The organism is Nocardia beijingensis NBRC 16342 (genome assembly GCF_001612785.1).
Classification (GTDB): Bacteria; Actinomycetota; Actinomycetes; order Mycobacteriales; family Mycobacteriaceae; genus Nocardia; species Nocardia beijingensis.
In genome coordinates, this window is record NZ_BDBC01000030.1 from 1 (window position 1) to 10,555 (window position 10,555).

The 10,555-nt window shown below is 68.1% G+C and carries 9 protein-coding genes; 3 read left to right on the top strand and 6 right to left on the bottom strand.

The features are described from left to right. The 6 genes from otsB to NB3_RS18415 form a co-directional block, all read right to left on the bottom strand. Positions 1–3,668, bottom strand: a 3,668-nt coding sequence (gene otsB / locus NB3_RS18390; protein ID WP_244891958.1) for a trehalose-phosphatase, incomplete at its 3' end; no start/stop codon positions are given. A gap of 475 nt (positions 3,669–4,143) precedes the next feature. Continuing rightward, positions 4,144–5,670: a bifunctional 3-(3-hydroxy-phenyl)propionate/3-hydroxycinnamic acid hydroxylase MhpA gene (mhpA, locus tag NB3_RS18395; RefSeq protein WP_067804639.1), complete on the bottom strand. Its 1,527-nt coding sequence runs from the start codon at positions 5,668–5,670 to the stop codon at positions 4,144–4,146. Continuing rightward, on the bottom strand, positions 5,667–6,023 hold the full coding sequence (locus NB3_RS18400) for a DoxX family protein (RefSeq protein ID WP_067804642.1): 357 nt from the start codon (positions 6,021–6,023) through the stop codon (positions 5,667–5,669). Before NB3_RS18400 ends, mhpA begins: the two co-directional genes overlap by 4 nt. Next, positions 6,020–6,418 carry a hypothetical protein gene (locus tag NB3_RS18405; protein ID WP_067804645.1) on the bottom strand — a complete coding sequence of 133 codons (399 nt, stop codon included), beginning with the start codon at positions 6,416–6,418 and terminating at the stop codon, positions 6,020–6,022. Before NB3_RS18405 ends, NB3_RS18400 begins: the two co-directional genes overlap by 4 nt. Further along, the gene (locus tag NB3_RS18410; RefSeq protein WP_067804647.1) at positions 6,415–7,353 is read right to left on the bottom strand and encodes a fumarylacetoacetate hydrolase family protein; all 939 of its coding nucleotides are present in this window, start codon (positions 7,351–7,353) and stop codon (positions 6,415–6,417) included. Before NB3_RS18410 ends, NB3_RS18405 begins: the two co-directional genes overlap by 4 nt. Further along, the gene (locus NB3_RS18415; RefSeq protein WP_067804650.1) at positions 7,350–8,483 is read right to left on the bottom strand and encodes a VOC family protein; all 1,134 of its coding nucleotides are present in this window, start codon (positions 8,481–8,483) and stop codon (positions 7,350–7,352) included. The genes NB3_RS18410 and NB3_RS18415 overlap by 4 nt, the downstream gene beginning before the upstream one ends. Positions 8,484–8,617: 134 nt before the next feature. Here NB3_RS18415 and NB3_RS18420 point away from each other — a divergent pair, with 134 nt between their 5' ends. From NB3_RS18420 to NB3_RS18430, 3 genes are all read left to right on the top strand, one after another. Further along, positions 8,618–9,277: a TetR/AcrR family transcriptional regulator gene (locus NB3_RS18420; protein WP_067804653.1), complete on the top strand. Its 660-nt coding sequence runs from the start codon at positions 8,618–8,620 to the stop codon at positions 9,275–9,277. Positions 9,278–9,340: 63 nt separating this feature from the next. Beyond that, on the top strand, positions 9,341–9,595 hold the full coding sequence (locus tag NB3_RS18425; RefSeq protein ID WP_280516590.1) for a winged helix-turn-helix transcriptional regulator: 255 nt from the start codon (positions 9,341–9,343) through the stop codon (positions 9,593–9,595). A 61-nt stretch (positions 9,596–9,656) separates the two neighbouring features. Beyond that, entirely contained in the window at positions 9,657–10,313 is a 657-nt protein-coding gene (locus NB3_RS18430; protein WP_067804660.1) for a transcriptional regulator, read from the top strand. The last annotated feature ends 242 nt before the right edge of the window (positions 10,314–10,555 follow it).

Genomic DNA, 10,555 nt, shown 5'->3' on the forward strand with positions numbered 1-10,555 from the left:
AAACACCGTTGCAGCAAGTCGACGCTGCCCGCCATCGCCGCGAGGTGAATTCCCTCCGCGGTGGTTCCGCCCTGGATATCGGCGACGTCGGAGCCGAGCACCTGATCGAAGAACTCCACGGCGCGATCCCGGTTGGCCCGCGCCAGCACCCACGCGTGCACCAGCGCGCTGAGGGTCGAGCCGTGCGACGTGCGCGCCAGGTAGTAGTCGATGGTCCGCGGGATCATCTCGCCGGGCAGGTCGTAGCCGAGGTGGGCCAGCAGTTCTCGAAGTTCGTCGGCGGACAGCAAGTAGAAGAGCATCAGCACATCAGCCTGTTTGGCGGCCCGATAGCGGTTGACGTCGTCGCCCTCTGCCTCGAGTATCCGGTCCAGCCGCTGGATGTTCCCGTAGCGCCGCCGGTAATGGTCCCAATCCAGCTCGGCCAGTCGCTCGTATCCCTCGAACTGGCTGATCACTCCGTCATGGAACGGCACATACATCCGCCGAGCCACAACGGGCCAGTGCTCCGCTTCCGACGGCTGCACCGACAACTTCTCCAGCAACTCCGACCGCTCGCGCGGAGCCAGCAGGGCGAGCGCGTCGATCGCGCGCAGGATCACCCAAGCCGCCATCACGTTCGTGTAGGCGTTGTTGTCGATACCGGCGTCGGGCGCGTCCGGATAGCCGGAATGAAACTCGTCAGGGCCGATCACCCCGCGGATGGTGTAACGCTCGCGCCCAGCGTCGTAGGCGGCCAGGCTGGACCAGAAACGAGCTACCTCCACCAATACCTCCGCGCCGCACTCGACGAGGAACTCGCCATCGCCGGTGGCTTGGTAGTACTGCCAGACGTTGTAGGCGATCGCGATACCGATGTGGTGCGCGCGTCGACTCGGATCCGGATTCCACCGTTCGGACAACGGATTCAGGTGCAGCCGCTGGCTCTCCTCACGACCGTCGCTGCCGGACTGCCACGGAAACATCGCCCCGGCCAGTCCCGCGTCCGCGGCTGCCCGCCGGGCCTCGGGCAGGCGGCGATAACGGTAGCGCAACAAGGAGCGCGTCAAGCCCGGAAAACGTGGATTCAACACCGGAAAGACGAACAGCTCGTCCCAGAACACGTGACCGCGATACGCCTCGCCGTGCAAGCCGCGCGCGGGTACACCCACATCCATGTCTGTGGTGTTCGGCGAAAGCGTCTGCGTCAGATGCAACAAGTGCAAACGCACGGTCCGCGTCGCGTCTCGCGCACCGTGCAGATCGATGCGCAGCCGCGCCCACAAGTGCTCCCACGCCACGACATGACCCGCGAACAGATCCGCGTAACCGCCTGCGCCGGCGATCGTCCGGGCAGCTTCTTCCTCCGGGCCCGCGGCCGCGTTGTCGCGGCCGGTGAACACCGCCACGATTTTCTCCACCGTCACCCGCTCCCCGGCTGTGACGTCGACGGTGTACTCGTGGCCGATCAATCCGTCTCGGTCGATCAATTCCCTCGGCGGGCGGACCGGTTCCCGGCCGCGGCGCAAGGTGCTGCGCGTCGCGATCGCCACCGGTATGGCGGATGAGTTGGTCCGCACCGCGAGCAGCGCCGAATCGTCGGACCGGGCTACCGCGTGCTCGACGGTCAGGTGCGTTCCGGAGAGGGCGCTGTAGCGCTGCACCAAATGGTTACGCACCCTTCCTTCGATCGCCGAGCGGATTCGAACGGTGCCCGACCAGTTCTCGGCGGTGATCGTCGCTTCCAATCCGCCCAGATGCGGGCGGTGCATGGCGACGAAGCGGCGTTGCGATACCGCGGTGATCCGCCCCGAGGCGTCGCGAAAGCGGAATTGCCGTACGAGTTCGGCCCGGCGCAGATCCAGTTGCTGCCGGTATGACACCAATTCGGCGGCATCGATGTCGAACCAGTCGCCGCCGTCGATTCGGAAGGTCACCGGCAGCCAGTTCGGCAGATTCACCAGACTCTCGTTGTCGATGACGTGCCCGGCGATCTCGTCGGAGAGCCGGTTGTACACCCCGGCGACATAAGTACCCGGATAGTGGACCGCCCCCGCGACGGTTTCCGGTGCTGCCCCGCGGGTCGCGAAGTAACCGTTCCCGAGCGTGCACAGCGCCTCGCGCAGCTTCTCCTCCCCCGCGTCGTACCCGTCGAAGGTGAGCGTCCACGACTCCGGCACGATGGCATCCGATTCGGCGCGCGACAATTCCGCCAGCCGCTCGAGGAAAGCGCGAACCTGTCGCGGTCCGGCGACCGTGTAACGGGCAGCGGTGTGCCGGTCACCGGTCTCTTCGGCACGCACCACGATGGCGATGCCGTCGGCTTCGACGGCATCGAAAGCATCCTCGTCGGTCAGGTCGTCCCCGAGATAGATCGGCGACACCGGGACGGTGAGACGATCGAGTATCCACCGCAACGCGGCGCCCTTGTCCCAGTCCACGTCCGGTCGCAATTCGGTGACGCGACGGCCGTGCGTCACACGCAGACCCGCCGCGTGTCCGGCCTCGTGTACCGCGGCGATCACCCGCGCGACGTTCTCGGTCGCCACATTGCGGTGATGAACCGCGACCGCGAAGCGCTTGTGCTCGACCAGCGCTCCCGGGATGTCGTCCAATCTCCGGCGTAGTTCACCCGCGGCTTCGGCGAGGGCTCGCTCCGCTCCCGGCACGGCATCGTGAACATGCCGGGTGCCGTCGGGGGCCATCAGTTCGAAGCCGTGGCTACCGGCATACCAGATGCCGTCGACACCCACGCGGTCCCGCAGGTCGTCCAGATCACGTCCGCTGATGACCGCCACCGGGCATTGCGTGGCAAGCGTCGTCAGAGCCGCGGCCACGCCGTCGACGGGTTCGGCGGCGGTGGGATCGGCGACGATCTCGGCCACTGTGCCATCGAAATCCAGTAGGACAGCGGGCTTCTCGCCGCCCAGGAGATCCACGATGCGCGACCAGCACGCCATGGCGTCGGGGACCTCCGACATCCGCCGGAAGCCGCCACGTAACCGCACTTGCGCCAGGTCGGCGACAACGAAGTCCGCCCCATGCGCCAGGAGCCGATCGGCGCCCGCGTGCCGGTCGACGCCGAGAACCAGCGCGAAACCTCCGCTGCGACCGGCAGCGACCCCCGCCTCGGCATCCTCCACGACCACCGTCCGATCCGGTTCGGCGCCGAGCCGCCTGGCCGCCTCCAGCAGCATCGACGGATCGGGCTTCCCCGGCAGGCCCAGCTTCTCGGCATCGATGCCGTCCACTCGCACGGTGAACAAGTCGGAGACACCGGCTGCCGTGAGCACTTCCGCGCAGTTACGGCTGGCGGAGAACACGCCGGTACGAATGCCCGCCTCGCCGAGGCGCCGCACCAGTGCGACGGTCGATTCGAATACTCGAACTCCCTCTCGCGCGACCAGCGCCAGGAAAAGGTGATCTTTCCGGTTGCCCAGCCCGCACACCGTCTCAGCCCGGTCCGGATCGGACGGTCTCCCCCAAGGCAGTGCGATTCCACGCGCGGCGAGGAAATCAGCGACACCCCGATAACGCGGTTTGCCGTCCACGAACCGTAGATAATCGTCCCTGGTGAACGGTGAGCGGTCCTGCCCGGCACCCGCGGGGCGTTGGTTCAAGAACGAATCGAACAATTCCGTCCAGGCCGCGGCGTGCATCGACGCGCTGTCGGTGACCACCCCGTCCATATCGAAGATCACCGCGTCGTGCCTGCGTGCGTCGATCGGCGGGACCGCCGTGGCACCCTTTCCCACACATTCAGCCTGAACGGACCGAAGCCTCCCGTCTAGGGGCCGAGGTCCCATGGCACTCGGCCGACCGGGGACCACCTACAGGTGAGATTCGGGACCTACGACTCCTCCGGACGCCGCCTCTCGGTCCCTACCGTGACGGTATGAACCAGCCACCGCCCGGGGAAACCATCGAGAAGACCGTCTTGCTCGCCGGGCGGGCGCCGTCGCTGCACAACAGCCAACCCTGGCACTGGACATTCGACGGCCGAACCTTGCGTCTGTTCGCGGTACCCGAACGCATGCTTCCGGCGACGGACACATCCGGCAGGCAGATGCTCGCGCCGACGCCATCCTGCGACGGCACACCGACCGGCTGCCGTTCCAGGCGCCTACCGGATGGCCCGACCTCGAAACAGTCCTACGAGCCGGTCTACGCCGGACGTGCACTCGGCGCGAAACTCGGCAGTGACGAGGACAGATCCGACAGCGTTCTCCCGCAGGTCTGCACGGTGCCGTCGGGGCGGACGAGCACGGCGTCGGCGCGCCCGCCGCGCAGCCAGCGGTGCAGCGCGGTGCCCGGCACGGCCCGCACCACCACACCGCCGCGCTGTTCGACGGTCGCCGCCTCGACCGGTGATGGGGCCGATGTCGTGATGATGGCGTAGCGCCCGGCGATGAGGTCGTCGACCCGGCGCCCGTCGGCCATCCGTTCGTTCGGGACCAGCCGTCCGGCCAGACCTCGACGCAGCGGCGGTGCGGCCACCAGCGCGGAGCGGTGCAGCGGCGGTGACTCTCCGCTGATGATCGTCCGGGTCAGCCCGGGCAGTCGGTGCAGTCGCGGAGCGAGCAGGCCGCGCAGTCGATTGCCCAGTTCGCCGCCCTCGGTCATGGTGAGGCCGGTGAGCTTGGCCAGCCGGATCATCGTGTGCGCGTGCGGTTTGCGCTCGGTTTCGTAGGTGCCGAGTATCGACTCCGGCAGCTCGCCGCGCAGCACCCCGGCCAGCTTCCAGCTGAGGTTGGCGGCATCGCGCACGCCCGCGCCCATGCCCTGCCCGATGAACGGCGGGGTGAGGTGGGCGGCATCGCCGAGCAGGAATACGCGTCCGGCACGCCATCGGTCGGCCGATTGCGCGCGGAAGGTGTACTCCGCCACCCGGACCAGCTCCAAGCCCTCGCGGTCGGCGTCCGCCAGCCATGGGGCCAGCAGGGGCCACAGTCGAGCCAGATCACGGTAGTCGTCGGCGGATTCGCCGGGCCGCAAACGGAATTCCCACCGGTGGCGCGTCGTGCCGATGCGCATGTATGTCGCGGCTCGCCGCGGGTCGCATACCTGATGCACGCCGCCCCAGTGCCCAGGATCGACCGTGGTCGCGATGTCGACGACCAGCCAGCGCTGCTCGAATCGCAAGTCCCGCATGCGCGCGCCGATCGCGGTGCGCACCAGGCTGTTCGCGCCGTCGCAACCCAGCACGTAGCGGGCGCGCACCGACTCGGACGCGCCGGTGGCACGGTCTTCGAGATCGACTCGGACACAGTCTTTCTCCACCGTCAGCCCGGTGACTTCGACACCGCCGCGCAGCGAGACGGCCGGATGCAGTGCCAGATTGGCCCGCAACAGCGCCTCCAGCTCCGGCTGGTCGAACAGGTTGGCTTCGGGGAATCCATTGCGGCCCCCGGTCGGATCGCGGTCGAATTGCGCCAGCACCCGATGCCGCGGATCTACCAGGCGCAACCCCGGGGCGGGCCGGGAGATCGCGTCGAACCCCGGCCCGATGCCGAGACGTTCCACGATCCGCCGGATCTCACCGTCGAGATGGACCGCGCGCGGCTGCGGGTAGACGCCCTCCCACCGCTCGAGGACCAGCGATTCGATGCCGTATTGGGCGAGCAGCGTGGCCGCGGTGAGCCCGGACGGGCCCGCTCCGACGATCGCCACCGGAACTGTCGGCGAAGTCATCGGGATCCACCGGTCGACGTGGCCACGTAGGCCGCGGCGACCAGAGCCGTACCGGCCGCGGGCGCGATTTCGGTTGCGCCATCGCCGTGTCGGAGATGACTGGCGACCGCACCGGTCATCAGCAGCACCAGCCCCGCCCCGACAGCCCGGCCGATCGCGGGACGGACCGGTCCCAGCAGCACCCCACCGGCCGCGAGGAGTTCGACCGCGCCGATGCCGCGATAAGCGGTGGTGGAGTATCCGAGATGCACCGCACGCTCGCGCATCGACTCGACCGCCGCGACCTTGGCCGCCCCGAGGGACAGGAATTCGGCTGCGAGCACGCCCCCGAGCACCCTCGCAACGGTTTTCATTGCCGCACCCCGACTCTCGCGTCGATCGCATAGCGGCCCGGGATCGCCTCGGCCACGGCTGGGTCGGCACCGGAGTCCAGCACGACGGTGGCGACGATCGCGCCGTCCTCTACCGCGGCGGAGATACCGGCCACACCGGTGGTCTCGGCGAGCGCGTAGAGCAGTTCGCGCCGTGTGGCATCGGCGCGCAGGCCCAGCTTGCCGGGCTTTCCGACATCCGTGACGGGCAGCGAGGCGAGGATGGAGCCGTCTTGGGGGCGGCGGCGCGCTCGTGCAAGCCTCGGCACACCCGTCGTGCCGCCGGTGTGGAACAGCGCCGCCAGGTTCGCGTACCTGTGCACGTCGGCCGGCAGCACGTCCTCGGTCGAGGTCTCGAGGGTCGTGTTGTCGGTCATCGGGCGTACCTCACGACCGTGCGCTGGCGGCCCAGGTCGATGGCGCCGTCGTCGGTGCCGATCGCGGCCTCGACCACGTCCCCGTCCTTCAGGTACTTCGGGTTCTTGGCCTGGCCCTGGAAGAACAGCTTCCACTTGACCTTCGGCGGCAGCAGCGAGCCGATGATCTCCACCGGCTTGGGCGGGGCACTGAGCGCGGTGCCGATCGGGGTTCCGGTGAGCAGCAGATCCCCGGCGTCCATGCGCTGGAATCGGGTCAGCGCGCGCAGCGTCTCGACCGGGCGGTAGATCATGTCCGCGACCGTCATGTCCTGGCGCACCTGGCCGTTGACCCACAGCCGCAGCCGCAGATCTCCGAACCGCTTCAGCTCATCGGCGTCGAGCAGCACCAGCGCCGGGCCGACCGGGGTGAAGGTCGGATACGACTTCGCCTCGTAGAACTGGGTTTTCGGCAGCTGCACGTCGCGCGCCGAGATGTCGTTGGCAACCACCAGGCCCGCGACGTAATCGGCGAGGTTCTCCGCCGAGACATCAGAGCCGACCGGCATCTCGCGACCGAACACGAGGCCGATCTCCACCTCGTAGTCGAGCAGCCGCACATGCGCGGGCCGGATGACGTCGTCATGGGGTCCACTGATCGATCCGGACGCCTTGCGGAAGAACGTCAGCGGCACCGTCTCCGGGTCCATCCCCGAGTCTTTCACGTGGGAGGCGAAGTTCGTCATCTGCGCCACCACGCGACACGGCGCGGTCACCGGTGAGATCAGCGCAAGGCTCTTCACGGCCACGGTTTCCGTGCCGGATGCGGCTGCGGTGATCGCCTCACGATCGGCGAGCAGTTCCCGCGTGGTCGTCGCGGTGGTATCGATGCGGGCGGCACCGGCGGGGGTCTGCACCCACCAGGCGTCGACGGTGCGGAGGATGGATGTGCTCATGAGTTGGCCACTTTCAACAGGCCGCGCAGGCGGCGGATATCGAATTCGTTGTCCTCACGCAGCGCGTCGACGATCGAGCGCAGTTCGCGCAGCGATTCGGCTCCGGGCTTGATGCCGAGGAAGTCCTTGGTCACGGGCGGGCCCCACTGCGCAAGACCGGAAGCGCTCATCGGCGCCCAGCCCGGCTCCAGGGTGCAATCGAACATGTCCCCGTCACTGAAGTGCTCCACCATGAACCCGTCGGGATCACGCCAGTAGTCGAATATCTGGCTGCCCTGGATATGGCGGCCGATCCCCCACGATCGGCGGTAACCCTGTTCGCGCAGATACTCACCACCGGCAGCGAGCGCGTCCAGGTCGGCGACCTGATACGCGGAGTGCACATAGCGGTTCGACGGCCCGAGCGTCAGCGCGAGCGTGTGGTGGTCGGCCGGTACCGAACCTCGGTCGCAGCGCATGAAACTCATGACCGGACCGCGCTCCCGCTGGCCCGGGTAATAGAGGAAGTCGCTGACGATCAGGCCCAGATTCCGCAGATACCAGTCGAGGGTTTCGCGGTATCGCGTCGACTGGATCACCACGTGTCCGAGCCTGCGCACGCGTGCGGGTGCACGCAGCGGTCGCTGCGTGGCATTCACCCGGACCACCTTGTGCCCGACGTTGAAGATGTGGGGCCGCTGCGCCGGCGAAGCCGCCAGTTCGTGGGTCTCGGCGACCACTCGCACCCGCAGGCGGCTCGGATCGGCCAGGTCGACGGTCAGTCCGCCCACAGATTCCGGCAATGGCATGGCTCGCGCACCGGTCGCGGCGGCCAGTCGCAGCAGATCGGCGGAATCGGCGGCACGAAAGGCCGGACCGACGAAGCGCGAGCGGACACCACGCCGGATGAGCGCGCAGGGCGCGCCCGGATCGGTCCCGCGCAGCTGCAACTCGTCGGCCGTCCGCATGGCGGTCGCGAACCCGAAGGCGTGGGCGAAAGCCTCCGCCCCGTCCAGATCGGGCTTCTCGAACTCCAGCCACGCCAAGTCCAGCACCTTGATCACGGGGTTGCGCGCCCGGCCCGGATGCTCACCCGCGTGCGCCCCCTGCTCGCTGTGCAGACCGCTGTGTACATCGCGATGGCCGCTCATTCGACCACTCCCTTCCAAGTACTGACGATATCGTCACTCACGAGCGCGCCGTCAGTCAATACCATCTGACGATTCCGTCAAAATTGAATCGAGCGGCTATGATGGTGAGCCTGTCCAGTAGGAGAGATGCATCGATGACCACGCCCAACGGGTCCCAACCCAATCGCCTGGAACGCCGCAAGGCCCGCACGCGCGCCGCGCTGGTCGGCGCGGCGCAATCACTGCTGGCCGAGGGCAAGATCAACGTGCCGATCCTCGAGATCACCCAGGCCGCCGACGTCGGCATGGGATCGTTCTACAACCATTTCCAGAGCCGCGAGGAGCTGTTCCATGCTGCCGTCGAGGAGGCACTCGACCGGTACGGCGCACTGCTCGATCTGCTGTGTGAAGACGTCGAGGATCCGGCTCAGGTCTTCGCGCAGAGCTTCCGCCTCACCGGCCGCCTGCACCGCCTGCATCCCACCCTCAGCAAGGTCTTGCTCAATGACGGGCTCGGCCTGGCGAACTCGGACCGCGGGCTGGCGCCCCGCGCACGCCGCGACATCGAGGCCGCGGCCGCAGCCGGGCGCTTCGACATCCGCGACCCGGAACTGGCGATGACCATCGTCGCCGGCGCGGCCCTGTGCCTCGGACGCCTGCTGCACGACCATCCCGAACGCGACGACGCCGAAGCCGCCGACCAGGTGGCCGAGGACCTGCTGCGCATGTTCGGGCTCTCCTCCGAGGAAGCCCACGAGATCTGCCGCCGCCCGCTACCGCCATTGGACCTGCCGCGTGTCGGCTCGACTCCATAGACTCAACGGTCGTCAGCGCGTGAGCCTGCGGCAACCATCTCGAGGGAAAACGCTAGCTGGGCCATCGCGGCCGGAGTACCGCACGCTCTACCGGGGCCGCTGCAACGGATGCCGAGACTGGCCGCCAAGCGCCTGTACCGCGACGGCATGGTAGAGCGGATCGCGTACCCGACGATCCCACCGCAGGTCGAATACCGGCTCACCGAGACCGGCCAGAGCTTGGCCGCGGCCATCGGAGCACTCGCCGATTGGTCGCGCAAGCACAAGGACCGCATCGCCGACGCGCGCCGACACCGGGATGCCGAGCACGGCGACTGAACACCTGTCGCGGGCGGGCCAACAGCGCTTGAATGGAAGCATCCCCACTGGGAGGTTCCCGATGCCCCTTACCGCTCGTGACCTGCTCTACGGGATCCAGGCCGAGCTGGCCCCGCACGACGACGACAATCGCATGGTTCCGCTCATCTCGGTGGGCGAGGCGCCACGCGCGGTATTCGCGGCGATCGCCGCCGAGGAACAGCGCATCACCAGCAGCGACTGGCGCAGCTTCCACGCCATGGCGGCGCGGGCGGACGACCCGCACGTCAGAGCGTTCCTCGACGGCCTCCCGCCCGGCGAGCGGCAGGCACTGGCTCTGCTGGACGCACTCGTGGCGGCGGCCGGACCAGATCAGGGCATGGAGCCGCCCAGGGCGGGTTGTCAGGCCTATCCCGCTTATGTCGCGTGGCTGGCGCTCAACGCCGAACCCTCCGCAGCGACTGCCGGTATCTACGCGAATGTCGCCGCCTTCGGCCGCTACTGCCGTGTGGTCGCCGACAGCATGCGCACCAACTATGAGTTCGACGACCCGGCCTGCGCATTCTTCGACTTCTTCGCGGCCGATAACCACGAATACGAACAGCGGGCCCTCGCCGCAATCCAGGCCGGAATCGACACCGGACGACTGAATCCGAACGACGCCCACCTGTACGCCAGACTCTTCCAGAACTACGAACTCATGTTCTGGAACACCCTCGCCGACGAGTTCGCCGGATAGCAGCGCAACCGGTGGTGTTCCTCCGAGCAGACCGGTCGTCGGCAGCCGAACTCGCTCTCACTGTCGTAGACCACTACCGATCGGCGAATCTCGACATGCGTTACCCGCGTGCAAACCATCGCCGAACTGCCACACCCGCGGCCATTCGGTCCGCCGGGCGCTGTCGCAGGCGGCGGGCCGAACGGCCGCGCCGCCTCGGCTCAGTCGAGCGGCGTCGCGGCGGGCTCCACGGCCACCGGCTC